25 protein-coding genes are annotated in these 26,325 nt (G+C 65.6%); 11 read left to right on the top strand and 14 right to left on the bottom strand.

What is annotated here, in order from left to right; genetic code table 11:
• The first annotated feature begins 222 nt into the window (after positions 1 to 222).
• Together BLV20_RS29760 and BLV20_RS31530 are read left to right on the top strand one after the other, a co-directional pair.
• Positions 223 to 663, top strand: coding sequence for a CBS domain-containing protein (locus tag BLV20_RS29760; RefSeq protein WP_023968774.1), 441 nt, complete (start codon positions 223 to 225; stop codon positions 661 to 663).
• A gap of 67 nt (positions 664 to 730) precedes the next feature.
• Entirely contained in the window at positions 731 to 889 is a 159-nt protein-coding gene (locus tag BLV20_RS31530) for a hypothetical protein (protein WP_175540284.1), read from the top strand.
• Here the strand turns inward: BLV20_RS31530 and BLV20_RS29765 are convergent.
• Positions 876 to 1,778 (bottom strand): LysR family transcriptional regulator, encoded by a 903-nt coding sequence (locus BLV20_RS29765; protein WP_092305938.1) that lies wholly within the window; start codon positions 1,776 to 1,778, stop codon positions 876 to 878. The genes BLV20_RS31530 and BLV20_RS29765 overlap by 14 nt on opposite strands.
• A 128-nt stretch (positions 1,779 to 1,906) precedes the next feature.
• Between BLV20_RS29765 and BLV20_RS29770 the strand changes: the two genes are divergently transcribed.
• The 3 genes from BLV20_RS29770 (at position 1,907) to BLV20_RS29780 (ending at position 6,396) form a co-directional block, all read left to right on the top strand.
• Positions 1,907 to 2,983, top strand: coding sequence for an AbrB family transcriptional regulator (locus tag BLV20_RS29770; RefSeq protein WP_092305939.1), 1,077 nt, complete (start codon positions 1,907 to 1,909; stop codon positions 2,981 to 2,983).
• A gap of 217 nt (positions 2,984 to 3,200) precedes the next feature.
• Positions 3,201 to 5,426: an LTA synthase family protein gene (locus BLV20_RS29775; protein WP_092305940.1), complete on the top strand. Its 2,226-nt coding sequence runs from the start codon at positions 3,201 to 3,203 to the stop codon at positions 5,424 to 5,426.
• Positions 5,427 to 5,556: 130 nt separating this feature from the next.
• Positions 5,557 to 6,396, top strand: coding sequence for an NAD-dependent protein deacetylase (locus BLV20_RS29780; protein ID WP_092305941.1), 840 nt, complete (start codon positions 5,557 to 5,559; stop codon positions 6,394 to 6,396).
• Here the strand turns inward: BLV20_RS29780 and BLV20_RS29785 are convergent.
• Entirely contained in the window at positions 6,393 to 7,298 is a 906-nt protein-coding gene (locus tag BLV20_RS29785; RefSeq protein ID WP_092305942.1) for a LysR family transcriptional regulator, read from the bottom strand. The genes BLV20_RS29780 and BLV20_RS29785 overlap by 4 nt on opposite strands.
• 159 nt (positions 7,299 to 7,457) lie before the next feature.
• Between BLV20_RS29785 and BLV20_RS29790 the strand changes: the two genes are divergently transcribed.
• The 4 genes from BLV20_RS29790 (at position 7,458) to BLV20_RS29805 (ending at position 10,963) form a co-directional block, all read left to right on the top strand.
• Positions 7,458 to 8,156 (top strand): CoA transferase subunit A, encoded by a 699-nt coding sequence (locus BLV20_RS29790; protein WP_007920583.1) that lies wholly within the window; start codon positions 7,458 to 7,460, stop codon positions 8,154 to 8,156.
• 32 nt (positions 8,157 to 8,188) lie between these two features.
• Positions 8,189 to 8,848 carry a CoA transferase subunit B gene (locus BLV20_RS29795; protein ID WP_092305943.1) on the top strand — a complete coding sequence of 220 codons (660 nt, stop codon included), beginning with the start codon at positions 8,189 to 8,191 and terminating at the stop codon, positions 8,846 to 8,848.
• Between the two features lie 14 nt (positions 8,849 to 8,862).
• A complete protein-coding gene (locus BLV20_RS29800) occupies positions 8,863 to 10,041 on the top strand; it encodes an acetyl-CoA C-acetyltransferase (RefSeq protein WP_092305944.1) in 1,179 nt (392 codons plus the stop codon).
• 331 nt (positions 10,042 to 10,372) lie between these two features.
• The gene (locus BLV20_RS29805; protein ID WP_092305945.1) at positions 10,373 to 10,963 is read left to right on the top strand and encodes a hypothetical protein; all 591 of its coding nucleotides are present in this window, start codon (positions 10,373 to 10,375) and stop codon (positions 10,961 to 10,963) included.
• 36 nt (positions 10,964 to 10,999) lie between these two features.
• On the opposite strand, the gene BLV20_RS29810 is transcribed toward BLV20_RS29805, so the two are convergent.
• Both BLV20_RS29810 and BLV20_RS29815 read right to left on the bottom strand, forming a co-directional pair.
• Complete coding sequence (locus tag BLV20_RS29810) at positions 11,000 to 12,205, bottom strand: MFS transporter (protein ID WP_092305946.1); 1,206 nt, start codon at positions 12,203 to 12,205, stop codon at positions 11,000 to 11,002.
• Positions 12,206 to 12,279: 74 nt separating this feature from the next.
• Positions 12,280 to 13,203 (bottom strand): LysR family transcriptional regulator, encoded by a 924-nt coding sequence (locus BLV20_RS29815; protein WP_092305947.1) that lies wholly within the window; start codon positions 13,201 to 13,203, stop codon positions 12,280 to 12,282.
• Positions 13,204 to 13,340: 137 nt separating this feature from the next.
• On the opposite strand from BLV20_RS29815, the gene lysA reads away from it, so the two are divergent.
• Positions 13,341 to 14,579, top strand: a complete 1,239-nt coding sequence (gene lysA / locus BLV20_RS29820; protein ID WP_092305948.1) for a diaminopimelate decarboxylase — start codon at positions 13,341 to 13,343, stop codon at positions 14,577 to 14,579.
• A 159-nt stretch (positions 14,580 to 14,738) separates the two neighbouring features.
• Here lysA and BLV20_RS29825 read toward each other — a convergent pair whose 3' ends face one another.
• From BLV20_RS29825 to BLV20_RS29865, 10 genes are all read right to left on the bottom strand, one after another.
• Entirely contained in the window at positions 14,739 to 15,155 is a 417-nt protein-coding gene (locus BLV20_RS29825) for a fascin domain-containing protein (protein ID WP_092305949.1), read from the bottom strand.
• 346 nt (positions 15,156 to 15,501) lie between these two features.
• Positions 15,502 to 15,795, bottom strand: a complete 294-nt coding sequence (locus tag BLV20_RS29830) for a DUF3144 domain-containing protein (protein ID WP_092305950.1) — start codon at positions 15,793 to 15,795, stop codon at positions 15,502 to 15,504.
• 129 nt (positions 15,796 to 15,924) lie between these two features.
• Positions 15,925 to 16,554 carry a glutathione S-transferase family protein gene (locus tag BLV20_RS29835; protein WP_092305951.1) on the bottom strand — a complete coding sequence of 210 codons (630 nt, stop codon included), beginning with the start codon at positions 16,552 to 16,554 and terminating at the stop codon, positions 15,925 to 15,927.
• 42 nt (positions 16,555 to 16,596) lie between these two features.
• Positions 16,597 to 17,511 carry a hypothetical protein gene (locus BLV20_RS29840; protein ID WP_092305952.1) on the bottom strand — a complete coding sequence of 305 codons (915 nt, stop codon included), beginning with the start codon at positions 17,509 to 17,511 and terminating at the stop codon, positions 16,597 to 16,599.
• Between the two features lie 44 nt (positions 17,512 to 17,555).
• Positions 17,556 to 18,587, bottom strand: a complete 1,032-nt coding sequence (rtcA, locus tag BLV20_RS29845; protein ID WP_092305953.1) for an RNA 3'-terminal phosphate cyclase — start codon at positions 18,585 to 18,587, stop codon at positions 17,556 to 17,558.
• A gap of 8 nt (positions 18,588 to 18,595) precedes the next feature.
• Entirely contained in the window at positions 18,596 to 19,384 is a 789-nt protein-coding gene (locus tag BLV20_RS29850) for a nucleotidyltransferase domain-containing protein (RefSeq protein ID WP_092305954.1), read from the bottom strand.
• 71 nt (positions 19,385 to 19,455) lie between these two features.
• Positions 19,456 to 20,190: a hypothetical protein gene (locus BLV20_RS31850; protein WP_256577914.1), complete on the bottom strand. Its 735-nt coding sequence runs from the start codon at positions 20,188 to 20,190 to the stop codon at positions 19,456 to 19,458.
• On the bottom strand, positions 20,190 to 20,798 hold the full coding sequence (locus BLV20_RS31855) for a HEAT repeat domain-containing protein (RefSeq protein ID WP_256577915.1): 609 nt from the start codon (positions 20,796 to 20,798) through the stop codon (positions 20,190 to 20,192). The genes BLV20_RS31850 and BLV20_RS31855 overlap by 1 nt, the downstream gene beginning before the upstream one ends.
• Before the next feature lie 5 nt (positions 20,799 to 20,803).
• Positions 20,804 to 22,030 carry an RtcB family protein gene (locus BLV20_RS29860; RefSeq protein WP_092305955.1) on the bottom strand — a complete coding sequence of 409 codons (1,227 nt, stop codon included), beginning with the start codon at positions 22,028 to 22,030 and terminating at the stop codon, positions 20,804 to 20,806.
• Between the two features lie 555 nt (positions 22,031 to 22,585).
• Entirely contained in the window at positions 22,586 to 24,136 is a 1,551-nt protein-coding gene (locus BLV20_RS29865; RefSeq protein ID WP_092305956.1) for an RNA-binding protein, read from the bottom strand.
• Between the two features lie 204 nt (positions 24,137 to 24,340).
• Between BLV20_RS29865 and rtcR the strand changes: the two genes are divergently transcribed.
• The gene (rtcR, locus tag BLV20_RS29870) at positions 24,341 to 25,948 is read left to right on the top strand and encodes an RNA repair transcriptional activator RtcR (RefSeq protein WP_092305957.1); all 1,608 of its coding nucleotides are present in this window, start codon (positions 24,341 to 24,343) and stop codon (positions 25,946 to 25,948) included.
• Positions 25,949 to 26,325 lie beyond the last annotated feature (377 nt).

Raw genomic sequence — 26,325 nt, forward strand, 5'->3', positions numbered from 1 at the left:
AGCCCCATGAAGGCCCTGCGGGCCTTATCGCAGCCTCGCGGGCTCGGCAGCGGCTACAGGGCGCGCCCGGTAATGGGCGTTTTCCGGGAAGAAACGATTCAGTGACGTTTTTCCGTCTATGGGTGCCGCTTTCAACCTTGCCCCTTCGTTCACTCTCTACGATTCTGTAGAGACCCTCGAGGCGGCGCCAGGCCGCCTCGGGCAAAACAACAGGAGCGCCCCATGAAGAGCGTCGCTGAAGTACTGAAGTTGAAGGCCAAACACAACCAGCAAGTGCACACCATCGCGCCCCACCAGATGGTGCTCGAGGCACTGATGCTGATGGCCGAGAAGAACGTCGGCGCCCTGCCCGTGCTGCAGAACGGCGAAGTGGTCGGGGTCATCAGCGAACGCGATTACGCGCGCAAACTGGTGCTGCACGGCCGCTCCTCGGTGGGCACGCCGGTCAGCGCGATCATGAGTTCGCCGGTGATCACCGTGGACTCGCACCAGAGCGTGGAAACCTGCATGGGCATCATGACCGACAGCCATCTGCGGCACCTGCCGGTGGTGGAAGACGGCCAGTTGCTGGGGCTGCTGTCGATCGGCGACCTGGTCAAGGAAGCCATCGCCGAACAGGCCGACCTGATCCGCCAGCTGGAGCAATACATTCGCGGCGAATAAGCCACCGCACGGTAGTCGCCTCTGGGCGGCTACCTCCCCGCCCCGCTCTTTTCTGTAGGAGCGAAGCTTGTTCGCGATCGGCCGCATGGCGGTCGCAAAACCTGTGCATGCGGTTTACCTGATGTCGCGCATTGATCGCCGGCCTTGCAGCTATCGCGAGCAATCGAGCGGTGCCCTGCTGCGCCCAGCGTTCAGTCCGTTACCAGCAATGTTCAACCCGCAGTGAAGAACTGCCGCCCATCGCGCTTGAGCAAATCCAAAAGCAACTGGGCCGCCGGCGACAGATAGCCCTCGCTGCGCACCAGGACCACGATGCTGCGATGCATGCGGGTTTGCGCCAGCGGCACTTCGCGCAGGTGGGCGATGCCCTTGAAGTCGTCCAGGGTTTCCCGGGCCAGGAAGCTCAGCAGCCCGGTCTTGGCGATCAGCCGCGGCAGCAGGGAGATGGTGTTGGTCTCGATCTGCACCGACGGCAACGGCAGTTGGTGACTCTGGAACACGTTGTCGATCCAGCGGCGGGCCGAGACCCCGGTTCCCGGCAGCACCCAGCGGTAGTTGCACAGGTCTTGCAGGCGCATCGGCGTGTCGAACACCGGATGCTCGCGGCTGGCCACCACCACGGCCTGGTCTTCGAACAGAGTGTGGTGGCTCAGGTGCGGGTCGCCCTCGGACAGCGGGCAAATCACCATGTCCAGGCGTCCCGAACGCAGGGACTCGCGCAGCATGTCGTCCTGGCCGATCGCCAGCTTGAGGGTGATGTCCGGGGCGCGCTCCAGCAGCGTCGCGGTCATTTGCGGCAGCAGGTGCTCGGCCATGCTGGCGGCGCAGCCCAGGCGGATGTTGCCGAGCACGCCACTGGCGAAGTCGCGCACCTCGCGATGGGTCTCGGCGATGTTCTGCTGCAACTGCCGGGCGCGCTGTTGCAGCAACTGGCCCACCGCCGTCAGCTTGATCCGCCGCCCGTCGCGCTCGAACAGCTTGGTGCCGAAGGATTCCTCCAGGCGCTGGATGCTTTTGGTCAGCGCCGGCTGGCTGCGGTTGAGCTTCTGCGCGGCACGCCCGAGGTGGCCGAGCTCGGCGATGGTTTCGAAATAAGTCAGGTCGCGCAGGTCCATAATCGATAAACCAGAGTTATTGGTTGATCACAATTAGAAACTGGACTTGATCAATTGCGCTATCAATAATTTGCTCCGAAGCGCTGGTAGCAACGGTCCCGCAACAGGAACGGCCAGCGCGCAGGAGAATGCCCTTGCCTCGTTTCTCGCCTTTATCCCTGTCCACCTGGCCCCTTGCCTGGCAATGGCTGGCGCTGCTGATCCTGGCGGGCGCCGCCGGGCAGTCGCTGAAATATTTCCAGGTGCCCGCGGGGCAATTTCTCGGACCGATGCTGGTGGCCATCGGTTTCGGCGTCAGCGGCGCCAGCATTCGCGTACCGCGCCAGGCCTTCCGCCTCGGCCAGGGCTCGGTCGGGGTGCTGGCCGCCCACTCCATGAGCATGGCCGTGCTGGCCTCGATGGCCCAGTCCTGGCACGTGATGCTGTTCGCCACCCTGCTCACCGTCTGCCTCAGCGCCCTGGTCGGCCTGGCGCTGGTACGCCTCGGCGGCCTGCCCCCGAGCACCGCGGCCTGGGGCACCGCACCGGGAGCGGCCTCGGCCATGGTCGCGATGGCCGACGACTGTGGCGCCGACTCGCGGGTGGTGGCCACCATGCAGTACGTGCGGGTGGTCTGCGTGGTGATGATCGGCGCCCTGGCCAGCCACTGGATCGGCGCCCCGGCCGGCGGCAGCCAGGCCCCCGGCGCCGAAGCGGCCCTGCAGACCTTCACCCTGCTCAACCTCGGCCTGACCCTGGGCACCATCGTCCTCGGCGTGCTGCTCGGTTCGCGGTTGCCGGCCGGGGCCTTGCTGGTGCCGCTGCTGATCGGCGGCGCGCTGCAGATCTCCGGGCTGCTGCACATCACCCTGCCCGAGTGGCTGCTGGCCCTGGCCTACGGCGCCATCGGCTGCTACATCGGCCTGCGCTTCGACCGGCCGACCGTGCGCTACGTGTGGGCCCGGCTGCCGGCGATGGTCTTCGGCGCGGTGCTGCTGATCGCGCTCTGCGCGCTGTCGGCCTGGCTGCTGGCGCACTGGCTGGACAAGGATTTCCTCTCGGTCTACCTCGCCACCAGCCCCGGCGGCCTGGACTCCATGACCATCATTGCGGTGGACAGCCACGCCGATGTCGGCCTGGTGCTGGCCATGCAGACCCTGCGCCTGTTCGCGGTGATCGTCAGCGGCGCGTTTTTTGCCCGGCTGGTCATCAAGTGGGCCAGCTGAAAAACGCCTGGCCGCGAAACGGCAGCCTTTTAACAACCTGAAACAGTAAATCCACGCGCGACCTTCGCGCTGCCCCCGCGCCCACAAGGCCCGGCATTACCGCGCTGCACGCCGGCCCGGGCGATTGCCGCCCCGCTTATCCAGCCATTGCGCCCCGCAAGAAGCCCGCCTGGGCGCCGACCCTTGCTACCATGGCGCACATTTGCATGACGATTTAATGACTGGCAGGTTTCTTGTGAATTTCATCCGGCGTGTTTTCCATCATCCCCTGGCGCCCCTCGGCGCACTGCTCGGCCTGGTGCTGCTTGTGCCGCTGGCGGCGCGCGCGCTGCTCGGCTGGTCCGATCCCCTGGGTTATCTCTCGGACCTCGGCACCGCTAGCCTGTTGACCGTGCTGCTGTACCGCCGCCCCTGGTGGCTGGCCTTGCCGGTGCTGCTGGTGTGGTGCCTGCTGGGCATCGCCAGCGCCGAGCTGGTCAGCGCCGTGGGCCGGCTGCCCAACGCCGGCGACCTGCATTACCTGTTCGACCCGCAATTTGTCGGCAACTCCACCGGCGGCGGCCTGGCCCACCCCTGGGTCGCGGCGCTGCTGCTGTCCGCGCTGGCAATCTGGCTGGCGGTGCAATGGACCGCCCGCGGCACGCCCGCCCCGCGCCTGCCGCGCCATGCCTGGAGCGCCCCGGCGTTGCTGTGGCTGGCCCATGGCGGCGTGCAGTACCTGAACCCCAGCGAAGCCGATCAATGGCGCCTGTTCAACCTGCCGCACCAGCTACTCGCCGCCACGGCCGGCCAGGGCCAGGTGCAGTTGGAGCAATGGCTGGAAGACGACGTGCCCGAGCTGCCGGTGCAGATGGCCGGCCTGACCCAGCTCGACCTCGATGGCGAGCCGCTGCTGGCCGCCCCGGGCCAGGCACGCAACGTGCTGGTGATCGCCCTGGAAGGCATTCCCGGCGCCTACCTCGGCACCAACCGCCAGGCCCTGCACAGCCGCTATCAGGACAACCTGATGCCCAAGCTCAGCGCCTGGGCCGAACGCGGCATGAACACCCCGGATTATGTCCTGCACAGCCACCAGACCATCCGTGGCCTGTACGCCATGCTCTGCGGCGACTACGACAAGCTCGACAATGGCACGCCCAAGGGCATCGAGCTGCTGACCCAGGACCAGCGCAACCAGGCCTGCCTGCCGGCGCAGTTGCGCAAGCAGGGCTTTACCACCCACTACCTGCAAGGCGCCGGCCTGCGCTTCATGGCCAAAGACAAGATCATGCCGCACATCGGCTTCGACTCGACCCACGGCCTGGAGTGGTTCAGCAACGCCAACTACCTGGAATTCCCCTGGGGCAAGGACGACAAGGCCTTCTTCGAAGGCGCGCTGGACTATGTCGGCCAGCTGAAAAAACAGAAGCAGCCGTGGATGCTCACCCTGCTGACCGTCGGCACCCACCAGCCCTACTCCGCGCCCGAGGACTACCTCAACCGCTTCGACACTCCCAAGCAGGCCGCCGTCGCCTACCTGGACGATGCCATCGGCCAGTTCATGAACCAACTGGAGCAACAGGGCGTGCTCAAGGACACCCTGGTGGTGATTACCTCGGACGAATCCCACGGCATCGATGGCGTGCGCCTGGCCTCGTCCTGGGGCTTCAACCTGATGCTCGCCCCGGAGCAGGCGCAACTGCCCCGGCTCAAGTCGGGGACCTACGGCCATGTCGACCTGAGCGCCTCGGTGCTGGATTATTTCGGCTTCCAGGTGCCGGACAGCCTCAGCGGCCGTTCGCTGTTTCGCGACTACGCCCTGGGCCGGGAAATCATGTCCTACACCAACGGCAAGCTGCGTTATCACGATGGCCAGGGCACCCTGACCGAGTGCGACTTCCAGCAGCGTTGCCGCTACTACGCCAGCACCGGCTTCATCGCCGACAGCGCCACCTTCAAGGGCCAATACGGCGGCCTGCGGGCGCGCCAGATCAGCGCCCGCGCCGAAGGCCTGGACCGCACCCTGCTGCAATCGCCGCTGAACCTGCGCTACCAGTTCGGCAGCCCGGCGATCATTCCGCTGCAAGCGCAAATCAAGGACGACTGGGCCGACAACCTGATCGGCGCGCAGTACCTGGAAATGCCCAAGGGCTCGCTGACCCGCGTGCGCTTCACCGTGCGCTCGGCCGACCCGCAGCAGAACGCCTACATCCTGCTCAAGGGCAAGGAGCGCGAGCAGGACGTGGCCCTGGGCCTGCCGGAAGAAATGCTGGTGACTCCCGACCAGCCGCTGGAAATGGACTTCAGCTTCGCCAACCCGGAATCGCGCAAGGCCTTCTCCTTCCACCTGCTGGGCTACGGCCTGGGCGCGGTGGAAGTCAGTGACTTCAGCGTCATCACCGAACTGCCGGGGCAAGAGCAAGACAGCGAAGAACCCCAGGACGACAACCCACACGCCTCCTGAATAGCCTCCCCGGGACGCTGGACGGCAGCAAAACCGTCCAGCTCCCGCGCCCTTGTCTAAACTCCTCGTCAGGCACAAGGTATGGCCTCGCTGCGGTCCGCAGCGCCACCGCCAGAGTACGAGGACGCACATGACCGACACCCTGGACAACCCTCTGGAACAGTTGCAACGCCTGATGGCCGAGCGCCCCTTCATGGTCCTCACCGGCGCCGGCATCAGCACCCCTTCGGGAATTCCCGACTACCGCGACAACGACGGCGTGCGGCGCGGCCAGCAACCGATGATGTACCAGGAGTTCCTGGCCGAACCCAAGGCCCGGCGCCGCTATTGGGCGCGGGCCATGCTCGGCTGGCCGCGGATCCGCCAGGCCCGGCCGAACGCGGCCCACGAGGCCCTGGCGCATTTGCAGGCGCGGCAGAAGATCGCCGGCGTGATCACCCAGAACGTCGACACCCTGCACGACCAGGCCGGCAGCCGCGACGTGATCGAACTGCACGGCAGCCTGCACCGGGTGGTCTGCCTCGATTGCAGCCAACGCAGCGAGCGGCAGGCGATCCAGCACCTGCTGGAACTGCATAACCCCTACCTGGCCGGGGTCGACGCGGTGCAGGCCCCCGACGGCGACACCTTGCTCGACCCGGCCCTCGAAGAACGCTTCCAGGTGCCGCGCTGCCCCCATTGCGACGGCGAACGCTTGAAACCGGACGTGGTGTTTTTCGGCGAAAACGTGGCCCAGGCCACCGCGACCAAGGCCATGCAGAGTGTCGAGCAGGCCGCCGGCCTGCTGGTGGTGGGCTCGTCGCTGATGGCTTATTCGGCCTTTCGCCTGTGCAAGGCCATGGCCGCACAGGGCAAGCTACTGGTCGCCATCAACTTCGGCAAGACCCGCGCCGATGAGCTGCTGGACCTGAAGATCGCCGCCTCCTGCGAACAGCTGTTGCCGTTGCTGGCCGAGCGCCTGACCTCCTAGGCAACCCCCGACAAGCGTTCGGCCAGGCCGGCGCCGCGCAAAATGTCGAACAGCGCCTGGGCCGCGCTCGACAGTTCGTGCCCGGGGTTGGTCAGCACGCCAACGGCGCGTTCCACCACCGGGTCGCGCAGGGTGATGCAGCGCGCGCCCAGCTCGCGCATCTGCCCGGCGCACAGGGCCGGCACCGCGCTCACCCCCAGGCCGCTGGCGACCATGCGCCCCACTGTCGCCAGCTGATGGCTTTCGAATTCCACCGGCAGTTTCATCTCCCGCGCCCGCAGGTGCTCTTCGAGCATCACCCGCACCGTGGACGGCCGTTGCAGGGTGATAAAAGGCTGCTCCAGCAGCGACTGCCAGTCGATGTCCTGCAGTTCCGCCAGCGGGGAATCGCTGGGCACCACGGCGACGAAGCGGTCGATGTACAGCGGGGTGAATTGCAGCGACGCGCTTTGCTGCGGCTCGAAGGCCACCCCCAACTCCACCTGGCGGTCGCGGACCATTTCCAGCACCTGCTCGTTGATCACGTCGTTGACCGTGACGTTGACCTGCGGGTAGCGCGCGCGAAAGGTCTTGAGAATCGGCGGCAGCAGGTTGCCGGCAAAGGACGGCATGGCCGCCAGGGTCACCCGCCCGCGTTGCAGGGTGAAGCGCTGGCGCAACTCGTCCTCGGCGTTGTCCCAGTCGGCGATCAAGCGGCGCGCCAGCGGCACCAGGGCCTCGCCTTCCGGGGTCAGGGCGACGTTGCGCGTGTTGCGGCTGAACAGGCGCCCGCCCAGGCCGTCCTCCAGGGCCTTGATGGTCAGGCTCAGGGCCGACTGCGACAGGTGCAGGCGCTCGCAGGCCACGGCGAAACTCAGGCTCTGGGCCACGGCCAGGAAGGCGCGGATCTGTTTGACGGTCATGGGTTGTCCCTCGGAATCGACTATTGAGTTTTATCTATTAATCAACCTTAAAAATCAACTTAACAAATCAATCCTCCGGCGCAACACTGCGGCTCACTCTCTTCATACGGCCAGCCAGCCGGCTGGCAACGCAAATACCAATAACAAGAGGATGTGCAGATGGCAGGTTTCGACAAGCGCGTGGCGTCCTACGAGGAAGCCCTCGAAGGCCTCAAGGATGGCATGACCGTGATCTCCGGCGGCTTCGGCCTGTGCGGCATTCCGGAAAACCTGATCGCCGAGATCAAGCGTCGCGGCACCCGTGACCTGACCGTGGTCTCCAACAACTGCGGCGTCGACGGTTTCGGCCTCGGCGTGCTGCTGGAAGACCGGCAGATCAGCAAGGTGGTCGCCTCCTACGTCGGTGAAAATGCGCTGTTCGAGAAACAGCTGCTGAGCGGCGAAATCGAAGTGGTGCTGACCCCGCAAGGCACCCTGGCCGAGAAAATGCGCGCGGGCGGCGCCGGCATCCCGGCCTTCTTCACCGCCACCGGCGTCGGCACCCCGGTCGCCGACGGCAAGGAAACCCGTGAATTCAACGGTCGCGCCTACCTGATGGAAGAGTCCATCACCGGCGACTTCGCCATCGTCAAAGGCTGGAAAGCCGACCACTTCGGCAACGTGGTCTACCGCCACACCGCCCAGAACTTCAACCCGCTGGCGGCCACCGCCGGCAAGATCACCGTGGTCGAGGTCGAAGAGATCGTCGAGCCGGGCGAGCTGGACCCGACGCAGATCCACACCCCCGGCATCTACGTCGACCGGATCATTTGCGGCACGTTCGAAAAACGCATCGAACAGCGCACCGTGCGCAAGTAATCGCCCGCCCAACGACTGACGGAGAATAAAAAATGGCTCTTACCCGCGAACAAATGGCTCAACGCGTCGCCCGCGAACTGCAGGACGGCTTCTATGTGAACCTCGGCATCGGCATTCCGACCCTGGTGGCCAACTACATCCCCGACGGCATGGAAGTGATGCTGCAATCGGAAAACGGCCTGCTCGGCATGGGCGCCTTCCCCACCGACGACGAAGTCGATGCGGACATGATCAACGCCGGCAAGCAGACCGTCACCGCGCGCATCGGCGCGTCGATTTTCTCTTCCGCCGAATCCTTCGCGATGATCCGCGGCGGCCATATCGACCTCACCGTGCTCGGTGCCTTCGAGGTCGACGTGCTGGGCAACATCGCCTCGTGGATGATCCCCGGCAAGCTGGTCAAGGGCATGGGCGGCGCCATGGACCTGGTGGCCGGCGCGGAAAACATCATCGTCACCATGACCCACGCCTCGAAAGACGGCGAGTCGAAACTGCTGTCGCGCTGCAGCCTGCCGCTGACCGGCGCCAACTGCATCAAGCGCGTGCTGACCGACCTGGCCTACCTGGAGATCGAGAACGGCGCGTTCATCCTCAAGGAGCGCGCCCCGGGCGTGAGCGTCGAGGAAATCGTCAGCAAGACCGCCGGCAAGCTGATCGTGCCGGCCCACGTGCCTGAAATGCAGTTCGCCTGAGGAGCAACCAGACCATGCAAGACGTCGTAATCGTTGCCGCCACCCGCACTGCGGTCGGCAGTTTCCAGGGTTCGCTGGCGAACATTCCCGCGGTCGACCTGGGCGCTGCGGTGATCCGCCAATTGCTCGCCCAGACCGGCCTGGACGGCGCCCAGGTCGATGAAGTGATCATGGGCCAGGTGCTCACCGCCGGCGCCGGGCAGAACCCGGCGCGCCAGGCCGCGATCAAGGCCGGCCTGCCCCACGCCGTGCCGGCGCTGACCCTGAACAAGGTCTGCGGCTCCGGCCTCAAGGCCCTGCACCTGGGCGCCCAGGCGATCCGCTGCGGCGACGCCGAGGTGATCATCGCCGGCGGCCAGGAAAACATGAGCCTGGCCAACTACGTGCTGCCCGGCGCCCGCACCGGCCTGCGCATGGGCCACGGCCAGATCGTCGACAGCATGATCAGCGATGGCCTGTGGGACGCCTTCAACGACTACCACATGGGCATCACCGCCGAGAACCTGGTGGACAAGTACGCCATCAGCCGCGAAGCCCAGGACGCCTTTGCCGCCGCCTCGCAGCAAAAAGCCGTGGCCGCCATCGAAGGCGGGCGTTTCGTCGACGAGATCACGCCGATCCTGATTCCCCAGCGCAAGGGCGAACCCGTGGCCTTCGCCACCGACGAGCAGCCGCGCGCCGGCACCACCGCCGAAGCCCTGGGCAAGCTCAAGCCGGCCTTCAAGAAGGACGGCACGGTCACCGCCGGCAACGCCTCGTCGCTGAACGACGGCGCCGCCGCGGTGATCCTGATGAGCGCCGCCAAAGCCCAGGCCCTGGGCCTGCCGGTGCTGGCGAAGATCGCCGCCTACGCCAACGCCGGCGTCGACCCGGCGATCATGGGCATCGGCCCGGTGTCGGCCACCCGCCGCTGCCTGGACAAGGCCGGCTGGTCGCTGGAGCAACTGGACCTGATCGAAGCCAACGAAGCCTTCGCCGCCCAGGCGCTGTCGGTGGGCAAGGAATTGGGCTGGGACGCGAGCAAGGTCAACGTCAACGGCGGCGCCATCGCCCTCGGCCACCCGATCGGCGCCTCGGGCTGTCGGGTGCTGGTGACCCTGCTGCACGAGATGCTCAAGCGCGACGCCAAGAAAGGCCTGGCGACCCTGTGCATCGGCGGCGGCCAGGGCGTGGCCCTGGCCATCGAGCGCTAACCCCCCGCCCGTACCGCGTTCCACGGCAGGCCTTCGGACCCACGACATCCGCTGGCCAGCCGGCAACACACCCGGCGCACTCACCGTGCGCCGGGTTCATTTTGCGGCAGCCGCCAAACCGTCAGCTACATTCAACTCATGCAGCTGGCGAGGTCCTGTTTTCCACCCACCCACGCCCACTGGCTCACGGCTGAAACAGCCAGGGCCGGGCCGCGGGCGGTTGTCGGTCGACGTCGAAAGCCCGGCGCCTTGTGCCGTAAGGGCCGTGCACCGGAACTGGAAAGCCCAAGCCCCCTGCATCCTTCATCGACCCGATCATGAGGAGCGGAACATGCGCCTGATCAAATGCCTGCTCTGCGCGGGCTCGTTGCTGGTCCTGGCGGGCCTGTCCAGCCTCCAGGCGGCGGCCGGCCCCTCCTTCGACGCAGACAGAAAGGAACTCGAGAAGATTTCGGCCAGCGCCGGCGCCGAGCTGCACCGGGGCATCCAGAAATTCCACGAAGTGCTGATGTACCTCGCACTGCGGGATACGCTGCACGCCACCGAGGCCAAGGCCGTGGCCCTGGAGCATTTCAACGAGTCGGTCGCGCTGTTCAAGAAAGTCAGCGAGACCGCCGCCAACCGCAAGATCGTCTACCAGCCTCGGGATGACCGCGAAAAAGAAATACTGTCCAGCTTCCAGGCCCGCTTGAAGGAGCTGGACATTGCCGTGCCCGGCACCGAAAAGCAGCTCGCCGAGTTGGCTGTCACCGTGATGACCCGGCACATCCATCTGCTGGAAAGGTCCAGCTTCAAGGCGACCCAGGCCGACTACCCGTCCTTGCGCAAGGCCCTGCGCTCGCAAGCCCTGCTGCTCGACCTGGGCATCCTCAGCTCCATGATCTGGAGCCTCTCGGCCAATCAGCCCGGCGGTTCTGGTTAGCCGCTCGAACGGCACCCGGCGACAACCCGGGCGCCGTCAGTGGGTTCTCGGCTTGGCCATCAGCAACAGCAACGACAGGGCCGCAAAGCCCGCTCCGGCGTAGAAGGTCAACGCCGCGCCATGGACCTGCCACAGCCAGCCGGCGATCACGCTGGCCAGCAGCAGGGCGAATCCGCTCAGCAGGTTGAACACGCCAAAGGCCGTGCCCTTGAGGCCGGCGGGCGTGGTGTCGGCCACCAGGGCGGCGAGGATGCCCTGGCTGAACCCCATGTGCAGGCCCCACAGGGCGACGCCAAGCAGCACCAGCGGCACCGAGTCGGCATAGGCCAGCACCAGGTCGGCGAGGATCAGCAACAGCAGCCCGACGCTGAGCAAGGCGCTGCGGTTGATGCTGTCCGACCATTTGCCGACCGGATAAGCCGAGACCATGTAGAAGCCGGCCATGACCACCATCACCAGCGGCACCCAGGCGGCGGAGAAGCCCAGTTGCTGGGCCCGCAGCACCAGGAACGCCTCGCTGAAACGGGCCAGGGTGAAGGCCGCGCCGATGGCCACCACCCACCAGTAATGCCGGGAAAAGCGCCGCAGCGAGGCCAGCCGCAACGGCGAGCGGAAATGCCGGGGGCCGGGGGCGTGCTCGGGTTCGCGGATGGCGAAGATCAGCAAGGCCACGGACAGCGCCGCCGGGATCACCGCCAGCCACAGGACCTGGGCGATATCGTTGGCCAGCCAGAGCATCAGGCCGATGGCCAGGATCGGGCCGAGGAACGCCCCCACGGTGTCCAGCGACTGGCGCAGGCCAAAACAGGCGCCGCGGATTTGTGCCGGGGCCACGTCCGCCACCAAGGCGTCCCGTGGCGCCCCGCGAATGCCCTTGCCGATGCGGTCCAGCAGGCGCGCGCTGAACACCAATTCCGCCGAACTCGCCAGGGGGAACAGCGGCTTGGTCAGCGCCGCCAAGCCATAGCCCACCAGCAGGAGCCCCTTGCGCCGGCCGATAAAGTCGCTGAGCGCGCCGGAAAAGACTTTCACCACCAGCGCCGTGGCTTCGGCCACGCCCTCGATAAGCCCGACCACCAGCATGCTGATGCCCAGGGTGCCGACCATGTACAGCGGCAACAGGCTGTGCACCAGCTCGGACGACACGTCCATGAACAGGCTGACGAAGCCCAGCGCCCAGACGGTACGCGGGATGCCGCCGCTCAGGGGCTTGCCGGATTCGCTCGTTGCAGGTCCCGACATGACAGGCATCTCCCAAGGTGTACCAAGGATCCGGTTGCTCCAAGCCTAGGCCGGTAACGGCCGTGGCGCCTGCCTTAGTCGCGCCGCAGCCGACGTTCGAGGGCAGAGGCCAGGGCCGTCGCCTCCTGCTTCAGGGACGCACAGAAGGCCTCGACGAAAATCGACGAAGGCCGGTAGTCCGGGCGAATCAGCATGACCCGGTACGGCACCGACAGCTGGATCGGCCGGATCGCCAGGCCCCTGCCCGCCTCTTCCATGGCGCTCAGCGGGTTGATGATCGCCACCCCCAGTTGCTGGCGCACCATGGCGCAGACCGACGCGGCATTGGTGGTTTCGACCACCACCCGACGGTCGATGCCAGCCTGGCGAAAGTGCTCGTCGAGGGTCTGACGATAAATGTCCAGGCCTGACAGGTTGATGAAATCCACCGCGCGAAAGTCTTCGCTGTGCAGCAGCGGCTTGGCCAGCAGCGGGTGCCCTTCCGGCAGGATGCACACCATGTCGGCGCAGAACAGCAGCTCGCCCTGGGTGCCCCGCGGCAAGTGCTCGCTTTCGGTCAGGCCCAGGTCGTGGCGCTGGGCGCTGAGGGATTCTTCCAGCAGGGGCGATTCCTGGGCGGTGATGCTCAGGCCGATGCCGGCGTGCTGCTCCTGGAAGCGCTTGCACACCCGCGGCAGCAGGGTCTGGGAAAACAGCGGCAGGCAGGTCAGGCTCAACTGGCCGTGCTCGAAGCGGCGGATCGACTGCGCCACGCTGTTGATCCGCTCCAGGCCGACATAGGCCCGCTCCACTTCCTCCAGCAACAGCATGGCCTGGGCGGTCGGCAGCAGGCGCCCGCCCTCGCGATCGAACAGGCTCAGCCCGGACAGGCTCTCCAGCCGCGCCAGCTCGCGGCTGACCGTGGGTTGCGAGGTGAACAGCAGGCGCGCCGCGCCGGTGACGCTGCCGGCCTGCATGATGGCGCGGAACACCTCGATATGGCGCAGGGAAATGTCCATGGCCGGCTCCTTGATTCAGCGTTGGGCTTTAAACAGCCCATATCAAAACTGAATCGAGATACAAAGAATAGATATTTTATTGAATACCTCGCCCTCGGCATCATGCAGGCCTCTTTCCTCGCCCACAGACGATTGCCATGGCCATTCCCTTTTCCCCCGAGCAACTGACCGCCGCCGCCCGCCAGTACGGCACCCCGCTTTGGTGCTACGACGCGCGGACCATCAAGGTGCGCATCCAGCAACTGAAGGCCTTCGACGTGGTGCGTTACGCGCAGAAAGCCTGCTCCAATCTGCAGGTGCTGCGCCTGATCCGCGAGGCCGGGGTGCGGGTGGACGCGGTGTCCCTGGGGGAAATCGAGCGGGCGCTGCTGGCCGGGTTCAGCCCGGCGGGCGATCCGGCCGGCATCGTCTTCACCTGCGACCTGTTCGACACCGCCACCCTGCAACGGGTGGTGGAGCTGAATATCGAGGTCAACGCCGGCTCCATCGACATGCTGCGCCAACTCGGCGAGCGGTCCCCGGGCCACCGCGTGTGGCTGCGGATCAACCCGGGCTTCGGCCACGGCCATAGCCGCAAGACCAACACCGGCGGCGAAAACAGCAAGCACGGCATCTGGCACGAACAGGTCGGCGAAGCCCTGGCGGTGATCCGCCAGTACGGCCTGAAACTGGTGGGCCTGCACATGCACATCGGTTCCGGCGTGGACTACGGGCACCTGGAGCAGGTTGGCGCGGCCATGGTGGCGGCGGTCAAGTCCCTGGACCACGACATCGAGGCTTTCTCCATCGGCGGCGGGCTGTCCACGCCGTATCGCGCCGGCGACGAGCCGGTGGATGTGCGGCGCTACGCCAATGCCTGGCGCCAGGCCCGCGAGGAAATCGAGGCCTGGCTCGGCCACGGCGTGCGCATGGAAATCGAGCCCGGGCGCTTCCTGGTGGCCGAGGCCGGTTGCCTGGTCAGCGAAGTGCGGGTGGTGAAAGACGCCGGCAACCATCACTTCGTGCTGGCCGATACCGGCTTCAACGACCTGATGCGCCCGGCCATGTACGGCGCCTATCACGCCATGAGCCTGATCGACGCCAACGGCCAGGCGGTGCAGCGCCCACTGCGGCCCACCGTGGTCGGTGGCCCGCTGTGCGAGTCCGGCGATATCTTCACCCAGGACGACGAAAGCCTGACCCCGCAGCCGCTGCCCCAGGCCCGGGTCGGCGACCTGCTGGTGATCCACGACACCGGTGCCTATGGCGCCAGCATGTCTTCCAACTACAACAGCCGGCCGCTGCTGCCCGAGGTGCTGTTCGAGGATGGCCAGGTGAAACTGATCCGCCGCCGCCAGCCGCTGGCGGATCTGCTGGAACTGGAGATGGGGTTGTAAGGGCCTGAGACGCAACGTCACAGGTAAGCGGGGGGACGATCTGCCTGCCCCCCCTTCCAGACATCGCCCCTTGATCGACGCCGGGACTTCGTGGCCAGCCGCTGGAGTGCTGGCCACGCCAATCAAAAAGCCTGCCCCGACGCCGGGTATCGCCTGGCGCTAGCCCTCGACCACCACCAGGAACTGGCTGTAGCGATCGATGCCGTCCTTGGACAGTTCAAGCCCGGTCTCGCCCATGCGCGACATCCACTTGCCGTTGTCGCCACGCAGGGAAATCTGCCCGCTGGCGGTGTCGATGGCATAGGAGAACTGGCAGTACTGATCGATGCTGTCCTTGGACAGTTCAAGCCCCGTCGCCCCCATTCGCGACATGTACTTGTTGGTGTCGCCCTGCAACGCCAGCTTCTTGTCGTTGCCGATCTGGATCAGGGTGACCCTGAACTTGCAGTACTGGTCGATGGCGCCCTTGGAGAGTTCGAGCCCTGTCGCCCCCATCCGCGACATGTAGTTGCCCGAGTCGCCGCGTAGCGAGATGACAGTACCGTTTTCAATCACACGTTGAGGAAGAACGATCATGTTTGGCACTCCTTGCTGATTGGTAGGTTCCCTGGTGTAACCGCAGAGGCAGCAATGCCTTGGCAACTCATGACCGTGCTCATCCTGGAGGGATATTCGACGCCCCTGGATTGCCTGCCGCAGGCGCAGTGTAGTCGAGCCTTTGCCGGCTCCCGGGGCACCCGGGAGACAACTGGACCAGCGGTTGCCGCGGCCCCGTCGCCCTCAGATCAAAGCGCTATGCACGGCCAGATGCAGACGCCACGAGGCTATAAAAAACCGCGGAGTGCCAATGTTCCGAAGAGCCAGGAGCCGAGTGCCGGGACAGCTTCACAGCTGGGCTGTGAAGCCTGTCGGGGGGAAGGATTCAGTCTTGCTGGGGGTTCATGTACCGCGAGAAATTCTCGATGTAGTCGGTGAGGTTCTCTTCCAGCATCAGGCGGAATTCCTCGACGAAATACTCCACCGCCTGCTGCTTGGCCGCTGCCAGTTCCTCGGCATTGCGGCAACCGCAGGCGCTGACCCAGGCGGCAAACCGCGAGTTGGCATACATCAGCGAGGCACTGGCCTTGCCGCGGCTGCTGTCGCCGATATGGGTGTTGGCCAATTCGATGATGGCATCGGCGCGGTTGTAGAAATCCTGATCCGTTTCGTTGGCCAAGGGGGCGTTCCTCTTGAAAGTGGGCAGATGAGCGATAGGCAATGAAACATGAGCCTGAAGAAAGCCGGCGAGTATAAGAGCCTCGCGCCCAACCATCGACGGCTTTTGCTGCCTCGCGCCCTGCCGTATTCAGTCCGGCCAGTGCCGCGCCAGCACCTGGGCCACCTGCGGGTGGCGATCGATGCGCTCCAGCAGATCGCAACACTCGGGGCGTTCGCGCCGCAGATGCTCGCGCGTGCCGGACCAGCGCGACACCACCGCCGCCTGGAAATCCAGGGCCGCCAGGGGTGAACCGCTGGCGTACAGCTGTGTGGCGAACTGATCGGCGAACACCTCCCAGTTGCGGTGCAGGCGCGCCTGGGCCCCCTCCCGCAACCGCGCCTTCAGCGCTTCATCGGCGCCCTGCAGCCAGCGCTCCGGGTAATCGATCACGCCGATCGCCGAGTAGCAATTGGCAGCGATAAACACCAACCCGCGAATGGCCTGCGCCCGGGCGCCCTCATCCTCGGGCAGCAGCGCCGAACGCGGATAGCGCAGGCCCAGCTCGATGAGGATCGCCGCACTCTCGGTCAGGACACTGCCGTCCGGTAGCAGCAGGGTCGGGATCTGTTTCAGCGGATTGAGCCGCGCCAGCTCGTCGGCCCCGGGCGAGGGCTCCCAGGACGAAGCTTCGACGATGCGGTACGGCACCTGACAACACTCCAGGGCGATCTCGACGATGGCCGAGCCGGAGCCCTGGGATCCATAAAGTTGATACATGATCGTCCCCTCGCTTGACTGGCCTTGTATCTGACTGATGGCTCAGGCGGGTTGTTCAGTCCAGTGTTGGAAGTCCGCGAGGCGATACGCCGGATGCTGGTGAATCGCCTCGGCCGGCACACGCAAGACAGTTCCGCGGTAACTCAGGCGAAAGGTGTGGTTGCCATACATGATCTTGCGGTCAGGGTCCGGATGCGCCTTGACGAAGGCTTGGTGGTCGGGATAGCCGCTAGGGTCGGGGAAGTGCGCCAATTTATCGAACATCACCACATCTTCGGCGATGTTCTCTTGCACCATGTCGAACAGATACCGGGGCCGCTGGAGATTCATCGACGGCAACCGCGGCTCCCTGGCGACCAGCCTGTTCAATTTGTGATCCAGATGCCCGAACACCACGCGATAAGCGCTCACCAGCAACGCCCGCCGGTAAAGGCTCAGCGGCTGGGGAGCCCGCATGTGCCGTACCAGGCAATAGATCAGCCGATTGAGCAGCCCGAAGTGCTCGATCTCCAGCTTCATCCCGTGTTTTACCTGCAAGAACTTGCCGCAGGCAGAAAACCGGGTCTGGTGATGAAGCAGCTTGTTGCGCACCGCAATCGCGTAATCGAAAACCATGATTTCGATATGCCTGAGCAATGGATCAGGCTGCCGGTTCTTGCTGCGGAAAATCTCCAGCTTCTCCTTGAACAACTTGTTGCTCGTCCCGTAGCCCTGGTCGACCACCAAGTCCAGGTAGTCAAACACCACGGGGAACATCGAGAGATGCTCATGGCTGTCCAGAGGCTTGCGGAGCATTGTCGGGTGATAGGTTTTTGCATCGATATAGACATGCGAGACCCCATCCTTGATCGTGGTTTGCTGACGGTAAATCGCCAGATCACTGGCAATATCGAACCCCTGCAGCAGTTGCTCGGTGAGGCGCAGTTTCTTCTGCAAAAAGACTTTCGTGATATTCATCCAATACATTCCTGTTCGCAGGTCCGGCAAGGCGGACATTGGGTTTAGTGGCGCGGGGTTGAGACCGCGACATGCAGGACCTTGGCGGCGCTGCTCGAGCAATCGATACGCACCGGCAAAAATGCCTCGATCACCCGGATATTGCTTTGCAGGTGCTCGCTCATGCGCGGCGTGGTAAAGCTTCCGCCGCCGGCCAGGGCCATGGGCAGCAGCAGTTGGTCGGCCAGGTGCTCGGCCACCGCGGCGCCGGAATCCAGCCAGTCCCGGGCCTGGTCGATGACTCGATCGGCCACGCTTTCGGCCCGCAAGCGGCTTTGGCCGAAACCGCTGAACAACTCGGTCAGGTGCTCGAAGACGAACTCCAGCAACAGCACGTTGCCCGGGCCGCATCGTTCGTCCAACTGCACCGCGCTCAAGTGCTCCCGCGGCAGCTCCAGGCGGCTGCCGACGCGGCGCAGTTCGCGCTCCGCCACGTGTTCGGGCAGGCCGGCATTCAGCACCCAGGCCCGGCGCCCGAGCAATGCGCCACGCTGTTCCAGGTGCAGCGGTTGCAGGGTCGAGGGCTGGATAATCGCCTGCAGCTCGCCGCCGCCAGCGGGAACGAAACCATGGCGCAGCAACTGCAAGTCCACCTGCCCGCCCATGCGCCGCAGTTGCGGCAACCAAGCCTGCTGGAGGAAATCCACCGGCGGTGCCAGCGGGTTGTGGGTGCCGCCGCTGATGCTCAGGTGGCTGGGCTCCGGGGCTTGCAACAAGGCTGGCAGCAGGGTCTGCAACACCAGGGTGCAGCTGCCGGCGGTGCCGATGGCGAAGCGGTAGTCACCGCCGCGAATCGGCCCCGGCTCGAAGGTCAGCTCCCGGGAGCCCAGCTCGGCGCCCGAGACCCTGGCCGCGCAGACCTGCGCCGCCGCCAGCACCGCGGTCAGGTGCTGGCGCAGCAGCCCCGGGCGACTGCGTCGGGCCCGTATGTTGTGGATGCGCAGGGGCTTGCCGGTAAGCATCGACAGGCTCAGGGCACTGCGCAGGACCTGGCCGCCGCCAATGGCGCCGTCCAGTTCGATGACATCCTGTTTCATCACATTCCTCAGGCATAACGCCGGACGCTGTCTCGCAAGTAGGCGTCCAGCACAGCATTGTCTTGATGGGTGCGCGCCAGCTTGGGCACCGGGCGCTCCAGTTCGGCGGCGATAAAGGCGTGCAGCGCCGGGCGCTGCGGCCCGTAGGCAGACTCCTCGGCGCTGCGCTTCAAGGCCAGCAACTCATGCACTTCGTCCAGCAGTGGCCGATGGTCGACGGTGCTCAGCAAGTCGGCCAGGGTCATCGGCGGTCGGCCGCGTCCCTGATCGATCCAGCGCACCGCCAGCAACGGCCGGAGCACGTAGAAATACTTCTTGAACCGCACGCTGTCGCCTTGCAGGTAGCCGCGAAAGTTCTTCCTGGCCATCGACAGGTAATGGCTGCGTGCCGCCGGCGGGCTGTAGAAGGCCTCCACCAGCTCTCGCAGGCGCGCGGCGGCCGCCGGCTCGCTGCGATACACCAGGGGCGAATCCAGCCATTCCAGCAGGGTCGGGTTGGATTTGCGCAGCAAGCCGAGGGTCTTGCGCAATTCCCAGCCGCTGATGTCCAGCTCGTCGTCCAGCGGACGTTCGATCACGTCCCGCCCGACGTCCACCTGGATGAACCATTCGGGCTTCTCCACATAGACGAAACGCACGTCGTAGTCACTGTCGGTAGAGGCAAAGCCCCAGGCCCGGCTCCCCGATTCGCAGGCATACAGCACCTGCACATTGCGCTCGCGCTCGATCCGCGCCAGCTCGTCCAGTACCCGCGCGCGCATGGCGCTGCTCAACGGGTAGCGTTCATTGAATTGCATGATTGCTTGTCCTGTTCAATCGACGATCGCCAGCACCTCAGCGCTGGCCTGATCGCCTTGTACATCGGTATTCACAACAGGCGCTTGAGCGATCCACGAGGCACTTCACCGGCCTCCTCCAGCGCTTGCAAGCGCTGCGCCAGTGCTTCTCGCACAGGCTTGGGGGTCACCGGGTCGAACATCGCGTAGCGGGAATCGCACCAACGGGCCAGGGCCTCGCGCCAATAAGCGGCTTCGCTGCCGGCCTGGTCCAGGCGATGCAGCAGGTATTGCAACTGGCGCCAGCCCGGCTTGAGCCCCAGCAAGGCCCAGCGCCGAGCCTTCGGCAACGCATGCCAGTGCTGGTCCAGACGCTGTTCCAGGGCCTCTTCGAACGCCGCCCAGGGTTGCTCGCGCAGCAAGCCGAGGGCGCAGTTGAAGACCTTGTCCGACGGATCGTCCAGGGCCGCCAGCTGCTGGGCCAGGCCACGCTCGCCAAGGGCTTGCAGGGCCAGCAGGCGCACGCTCAGCGCCTTGGAGGCCAGGGCCTGTTGCAGCATGGCGTCGGCCCGTGGCTCCTGCAGCTCCCTGACCAACCCCAGCAGGCCCAGCCACTGGCGCTTGTTGCCTGGAGCCGGCTGCTGCAACCGGGCCAGCAGCACTTGCCGCGGGTCCAGCCCATGCTGTGGCGCGGCCCAATGGGCCAGGCAACGCAAGGCCCCCGAAGGGTCGAGCAGGGCCTGCGCCAGGTACCCGCGACAATCGGCCAAGCGTGACAACAGCAGCCGCAAGGCCTTGACCCGCACACTGGCGCCACAGCTGCGCATCACCTTTTCCAGCAAAGGCACCGCCTGCTCGTCGGGCAGATGGCGCAGGCATCCACCGCCATCTGCCGCACGCTGACCTCGGGGTGGCGCAGCGCCATGGCCAGCAGCGCCGGCCGGTCCTCGACGCCCTTGAGCAACAGCTCGAAGACAAAGCGCGCGGCCTTGCCCCGGCAATCGCCAAAGGCCCCTTGCACTTCGTCGCGCACCTGGGCCAGTTGCAATACCGCGGTGGCCCGCTCCAGAGTCGCGCCGTGGTCGGCCCGCTGCTTGCTGGTAAGGGCCAGCAACGGTGCCAGGGTCTGCAACAGCAACCCGGCGTGCTCCGGCGCCCAATACACCTCGACGGCCATGGCCGCTTCCTGGCGCACCTGGGGCACCCAATCGTTGAGGCGCTCCAGCAGCGCCGCCAAAGCCTCTGCCGATGGCTGCGCGGACAATCCACGCACCGCCGCCTGCCGCACGAACCCATTGCCGAAGCGGCTCAGTTCCAGCCAGGCGCCGTGCGCGTCTTGTGCCTCCAGCACTTCCCGCACCCGACGGGCTTCATAGTCGCTCAGCTGGTAATGCCAGCTGGGCGGGACCTGTACCGCTGCTTCCTTGTCGTGCATTTTTCCTACCCTTTGACGCACACCACCTGACGCAGGGTGTGCAGCACTTCCACCAGCTCGCGCTGGGCGTGCATGACTTGGTCGATGTCCTTGTAGGCCATCGGTATTTCATCGATCACCGCGGTGTCCTTGCGGCACTCCACATGGGCGGTGGCGCGGATCTGGTCGGCCAGGGTGAAGGTGTTCTTGGCCTTGGTGCGGCTCATGGTGCGCCCGGCACCGTGGCTGCAGGAGCAGAACGCCTCCTCGTTGCCCAGCCCGCGAACGATGAAGCTCTTGGCGCCCATCGACCCCGGGATGATCCCCAGCTCGCCCTTCTTCGCCGACACCGCGCCCTTGCGCGTCACCAGCACCTCTTCACCGAAGTGGCGTTCCTTCTGCACGTAGTTGTGGTGGCAGTTGACAGCCTCCAGCGCCACCTCGAAGGGCTTGCCGAGCACCTTGCGCGTGGCCTGGATCACCAGTTGCATCATCAGCTCGCGGTTGTGCCGGGCGAAGTCCTGGGCCCAGGCCACCGCCTCGACGTAGTCGTCGAAGTGCTGGCTGCCTTCCTCGAAGTAGGCCAGGTCGCGGTCCGGCAGGTTGGCGATGTGCTGGCGCATGTCCGCCTGGGCCAGGTGGATGAACAGGTTGCCGATGGCGTTGCCCACGCCACGGGAACCGCTGTGGAGCATGAACCAGACGCGGTTGGCCTCGTCCAGGCAGACCTCGATGAAGTGGTTGCCGCCGCCGAGGGTGCCCAGGTGCTGGCGGTTGTTGCTGTTGGCCAGCGCCGGGTACTTGTCGGTGATCGCCTTGAAGCGCGGCTGCAAGGCGGCCCAGGCGTGGTCGGCCTGGCGCGGCACGTCGCCCCAGGCACCCTTGTCGCGACCGCTGCGCGGCGAGGTGCGGCCGTGGGGCACCGCCTGCTCGATGGCGCTGCGCAGGCCGTGCAGGTTATCCGGCAGGTCGTCGGCCGTCAGCGAGGTGCGGGCGGCGATCATGCCGCAGCCGATATCCACCCCGACCGCCGCCGGGATGATAGCGCCCAGGGTGGGGATCACGCTGCCGATGGTCGAGCCCTTGCCCAGGTGCACGTCGGGCATCACCGCCAGGTGCTTGAAGATGAACGGCATCTTGGCGGTGTTCATCAGTTGCTGCCGGGCTTCGCTTTCCACCGGCACGCCCTCGGTCCACATCTTGATCGGCTTGCCGTTGGCGACTTCCAGCAGTTGATAGGTTTTGTGTTCCATGTTCCTGACTCTTCTGTGCCGAAGGTTCGGCCTTGTTCGGTTACCGGTGCTCCGGCATAAAACGGCGACCAGTGAAGGCGGAACATGCAGCGCGCTCTACCACTGAGCTAGCCCCTTGCGGTTGGCGGGAATCGAACCCGCGACCACGCTGTCCTGTAGTTCCACCGGCATTCGCCGGGTCAATCGGTGCAGGCAGGGCCTGCGGGCGACGACAAGGGTCGATGAAACAGTCACTCGTGTTCTGACCTTTGAACTACGGCGCCTTTTCAGGCCCCGGCGGGACTCGAACCCGCATCACGAATCCGGGATGTAGTTCCATCGGCATTCGTCGCTGAAATTGCAAAAAAGGTGGCACGACAAAAGAAGTGACTGATAGCCGGAATCGAACCGGCATAACCATGATGTACAGCCACTGGCATTCGTGCCTTCACAGGCCCTGACAAGATTTGCTGGGACGTCTTTGGATGTAGTCACAGCGGCATTCAGGGCCTATGAATAAAAAATCTTCGGCGTGCGCCGGGTGAGCGGCGCACGGTTTATCTCATGCCTTGCCGATCAAGGCGCCATCGCCTCGATCGCCTCGACCCAGTGCCGCGCACCGTAGTGGCCCGCGGTGAACTGCTCGATCACATCGAACACCGCGTCACTGAAGCCGCCGACGTTGAGGATGTCCTCGCGGTCCGGCGCCTGGGTGGTGGCCCCGGGTTGCATATCGATGCACACCAGCCGCGCCTGCGGGTTGATGGCCTTGATCCGCTCCCACTGGCGCAGTGTCTCGGTGGCGCCGTGGCGCCGCGCGTCGATCCACGACTCGTTGTCCGAGACCAGGATCAAGGTGTCCACCTTGCACTTGGCGTTGGCCAATTGGGCCAGGGGCGCCGAGCAGTTGGTCCCGCCACCGCCGATGGCCGCCAGCTTCTGTGCGTTGCTCATCACGCTGTCCCGAGGATTGAGGCGGATATCCACCACCCCGACCTCGAACGGCATGACCCGCGCCGCCGGCTGCTTGCGCAACACCGCTGCCGCCACCAGCGCCGCCACATCGATGCAGCGCACCGCCGTGGTCGCGCCCTGGCGATAACCGGTGACCGGGCTGTGCATCGACCCCGAGACATCCGGGCACACCACCACCGCGCCTTGCAGCGCCGGCACGTTGGCCAGCGACAGCTCCAGGGCATCCTGCAACGCCTCGCGCACCGGCTGCGGCACCTCGTCCCCGGCCATGCGGTAGGCCGCCAGCAACTGGTACGGGTAGACCCGGGCCTTGGCCACCTCGGCGGCATCGGCCAGCCGCGCCGCCACATACTCGGTGCAACCCGGCACCTGGAACGCGCCGTGGCGGGCCAGGGTGTTGAGGTTCATGCGCAGCCCCTGCCAGCCCATATTGCGCGCCTGCTCGGCCCATTGCTCGCGGCTCAGGGTTTCGTTGCCGAGCAACTGGAACGGCACCTGCGGCACCGCCGTGGTCGCGCCGCTGCGAAAGGCCAGCAAGGCGCGGGTCAGCTCGGGCAGCGCCTGGGCATCCACCGGCTTGCCAAGCAACCAGGCGAAGAAGGCGGCGCGCCAGGCCTCGCTTGGCTTGGGGTGAACCATCTTGACCACGTCCGCCAGCGACGGCCGGTTACCCACCGACGCCTGCAACAGCTGGCGCTCGGTGGCGCTGTTCAACCAGCCCTGCACCAGGCGCTTGGGCTGCGAGCCGAGGGATTTGCGCCCGGTCGCCCCGCTGCGCAGGATCTGCACGAAATTGCGCAGCATCTTGCCGTTGTCCACCACCTGGGCAAACAGCTCCGGCACCAGGGCCGAGCGTTGCGCGGTCAGCGCCGCCAGCAGCAAGGCCGGCATGTCCTTCATATGACCCTGCTGCCTAGCATAACGAGCGGCCTGGGCGACGAAACGGCTGTCGACTTCGCTCACCAGTTGCAGCACCGCGTCCAGCTGACCTTCAGGCGAGACGTAGAAGGTCGAGTTCAGGCAACCGGTCACCGCCAGCTGAGCCAGGCGGTGCTTGGCGTTGTAGGCATAGGCCGGGGCCTGGGCGGCGTTCAGGGTGTCGCTCGCCGGTGCGGCTGCCTGTCGGGTGTTGAACAGCTGGAAGTTGGCCATCTTGGCGTCTCGCTCTGTTGTCTTGTTCGTTGCCAGAGATATTGCAGCCGCTGTGCCAGGTTTGATTTTTGCGCTGAATTATTTTTTAACTATTTGATTTATAACGGTTTTATTTTTATATCGATTTTATCGAGCAAGTTTTCGCGACACCGGCTTTGATAATTTTATATCTTTGCCTATCGTTTTTTATCTTCAGGTATAAACATGTCGGGCAAGCCCACGGTCGCCATAGGTTTTGTCGGTTCCACCCTCGATCGCGTCGGCAAGGGCGCCAACCGCTGGAGCCACTGGCGCCCCAGCGTCGGCCTGTGCCAGCAGCCGGACGTGCTGATCCATCGCCTGGAACTGATCCACGGCCTGGACGCCCGGGACGTCAGCCTGGCCGAGCGGGTGGCCAACGATGTTCGCCAGGTGTCCCCGGAAACCGAGGTGCGCCTGCACCCCATGGGCCTGAAGAACCCCTGGGATTTCGAAGAGGTGTACGGCGCCCTGCATGATTTCACCAGCGCCTACCCCTTCGACACCGAGCGCGAGGATTACCTGGTGCACATCACCACCGGGACCCACGTGGCGCAGATCTGCTGGTTCCTGCTGACCGAGGCGCGCTACCTGCCGGCGCGGCTGATCCAGACCTCCCCGGCGCGGCGCCGCGACCCCCAGGAACAGGCCACCGGCACCCACGCGCTGATCGACCTCGACCTGTCGCGCTACGACCGCATCGCCTCGCGCTTCGCCGGCAAGCGCCTGGAGGGCCTGGCCTTCCTCAAGTCCGGGATCGCCACGCGCAACGCCGCGTTCAACCGCTCCATCGAACAGATCGAGCGCGTGGCCGTGCGCTCCCGGGCGCCGATGCTGCTGATCGGCCCCACCGGCGCCGGCAAGTCGTTCCTGGCCCGGCGCATCTACGAACTCAAGCGCGGCCGGCATCAGCTCCAGGGGCGCTTTGTCGAGGTCAACTGCGCCACCCTGCGCGGCGACGGTGCCATGTCGGCCCTGTTCGGGCATATCAAGGGCGCGTTCACCGGCGCCCAGAACGCCCGCGACGGCCTGCTGCGGGCGGCGGATGGCGGCATGTTGTTTCTCGACGAGATCGGCGAGCTGGGGCTCGATGAACAGGCGATGCTGCTCAAGGCCATCGAGGAGAAACGCTTCTTCCCCATGGGCTCGGACAAGGAAGTGGACAGCGACTTCCTGATCATCGCCGGCACCCACCGCGACCTGCGTGGCCGAGTGGCCCAGGGCCTGTTTCGCGAAGACCTGTACGCGCGGATCAACCTCTGGACCTTCAACCTGCCGGGGCTGGCCGGGCGGCGCGAAGACATCGCGCCGAACATCGATTTCGAACTCGAGCGCCACGCCCGCGAACAAGGGCGCCTGGTGCGTTTCAACCTCGAGGCGCGGCGGCGCTACCTGGCGTTTGCCAGTTCCAGCGAGGCGGCGTGGCTGGGCAACTTCCGCGAGCTATCGGCGTCCATCACCCGCATGGCCACCCTGGCCGACAGCGGGCGCATCGACGAAGCCCAGGTCGAGGAAGAAATCGAGCGGCTGCGCTATGCCTGGGGCCTGAGCCAGGAGCAGGATCCGCTGGCCACCCTGCTGGGCGACACGGCCGAGCTCGACCTGTTCGACCGCCTGCAATTGCAGGCGGTGGTCGAGGTCTGCCGCCAGGCCGACAGCCTCTCCGATGCCGGGCGCAAGCTGTTTGGCGTGTCCCGCCAGACCAAGGCCCAAGCCAATGACGCCGACCGCCTGCGCAAATACCTGGCGCGCTTCGGCCTGGAATGGAAACAGATAGCCGCGCCCGCGGATTAAGGAGAGCGGCCTGTAGCCGCTGGCGCAGCCTGCGATCGGGTTGGGCGGCACTCCGACGCAGCAGCCGCCAAGCCTGGCAACGAGGTCTTCCAGCACTACCGCGCTGCATCGTTACGGCCGCTGCGCGACCGATCGCAGCCTGCGGCAGCGGCTACACAAAGCTCGCAGCAATACGTCCAGCTTCAGCCAGCAGACACCGCACTGGCCCTAGCCACCATGCGCCTGCCGACCTGCAGGGTCACCGTGGCAGGCCATCTGCACCGCTCCCTGTAGCCGCTGCCGTGAACTGGCCTAATAATTCTGGACACCTCAATCGGGCGCTATGATGGCGTCCAAATCTGAGGTGTTTGGATATGCGTAATTCTTATTCCAGTGAG

The organism is Pseudomonas sp. NFIX28, from assembly GCF_900107395.1.
GTDB lineage: Bacteria > Pseudomonadota > Gammaproteobacteria > Pseudomonadales > Pseudomonadaceae > Aquipseudomonas.

Coding starts and splice junctions, on each gene's coding strand:
- BLV20_RS31850 (WP_256577914.1), bottom strand. CDS start 20,190: ATGCGCAGCTGTGGCGCCAGTGTGCGGGTCAAGGCCTTGCGGCTGCTG.
- BLV20_RS29865 (WP_092305956.1), bottom strand. CDS start 24,136: ATGGCCAACTTCCAGCTGTTCAACACCCGACAGGCAGCCGCACCGGCG.
- rtcA (WP_092305953.1), bottom strand. CDS start 18,587: ATGAAACAGGATGTCATCGAACTGGACGGCGCCATTGGCGGCGGCCAG.
- BLV20_RS29760 (WP_023968774.1), top strand. CDS start 223: ATGAAGAGCGTCGCTGAAGTACTGAAGTTGAAGGCCAAACACAACCAG.
- BLV20_RS29775 (WP_092305940.1), top strand. CDS start 3,201: ATGACTGGCAGGTTTCTTGTGAATTTCATCCGGCGTGTTTTCCATCAT.
- BLV20_RS29795 (WP_092305943.1), top strand. CDS start 8,189: ATGGCTCTTACCCGCGAACAAATGGCTCAACGCGTCGCCCGCGAACTG.
- BLV20_RS29825 (WP_092305949.1), bottom strand. CDS start 15,155: ATGATCGTTCTTCCTCAACGTGTGATTGAAAACGGTACTGTCATCTCG.
- BLV20_RS29780 (WP_092305941.1), top strand. CDS start 5,557: ATGACCGACACCCTGGACAACCCTCTGGAACAGTTGCAACGCCTGATG.
- BLV20_RS29785 (WP_092305942.1), bottom strand. CDS start 7,298: ATGACCGTCAAACAGATCCGCGCCTTCCTGGCCGTGGCCCAGAGCCTG.
- BLV20_RS29810 (WP_092305946.1), bottom strand. CDS start 12,205: ATGTCGGGACCTGCAACGAGCGAATCCGGCAAGCCCCTGAGCGGCGGC.
- BLV20_RS29860 (WP_092305955.1), bottom strand. CDS start 22,030: ATGGAACACAAAACCTATCAACTGCTGGAAGTCGCCAACGGCAAGCCG.
- BLV20_RS29770 (WP_092305939.1), top strand. CDS start 1,907: ATGCCCTTGCCTCGTTTCTCGCCTTTATCCCTGTCCACCTGGCCCCTT.
- BLV20_RS29790 (WP_007920583.1), top strand. CDS start 7,458: ATGGCAGGTTTCGACAAGCGCGTGGCGTCCTACGAGGAAGCCCTCGAA.
- BLV20_RS29835 (WP_092305951.1), bottom strand. CDS start 16,554: ATGTATCAACTTTATGGATCCCAGGGCTCCGGCTCGGCCATCGTCGAG.
- rtcR (WP_092305957.1), top strand. CDS start 24,341: ATGTCGGGCAAGCCCACGGTCGCCATAGGTTTTGTCGGTTCCACCCTC.
- BLV20_RS29850 (WP_092305954.1), bottom strand. CDS start 19,384: ATGCAATTCAATGAACGCTACCCGTTGAGCAGCGCCATGCGCGCGCGG.
- BLV20_RS29765 (WP_092305938.1), bottom strand. CDS start 1,778: ATGGACCTGCGCGACCTGACTTATTTCGAAACCATCGCCGAGCTCGGC.
- BLV20_RS29800 (WP_092305944.1), top strand. CDS start 8,863: ATGCAAGACGTCGTAATCGTTGCCGCCACCCGCACTGCGGTCGGCAGT.
- BLV20_RS29840 (WP_092305952.1), bottom strand. CDS start 17,511: ATGAATATCACGAAAGTCTTTTTGCAGAAGAAACTGCGCCTCACCGAG.
- BLV20_RS31855 (WP_256577915.1), bottom strand. CDS start 20,798: ATGCACGACAAGGAAGCAGCGGTACAGGTCCCGCCCAGCTGGCATTAC.
- BLV20_RS29805 (WP_092305945.1), top strand. CDS start 10,373: ATGCGCCTGATCAAATGCCTGCTCTGCGCGGGCTCGTTGCTGGTCCTG.
- BLV20_RS29815 (WP_092305947.1), bottom strand. CDS start 13,203: ATGGACATTTCCCTGCGCCATATCGAGGTGTTCCGCGCCATCATGCAG.
- lysA (WP_092305948.1), top strand. CDS start 13,341: ATGGCCATTCCCTTTTCCCCCGAGCAACTGACCGCCGCCGCCCGCCAG.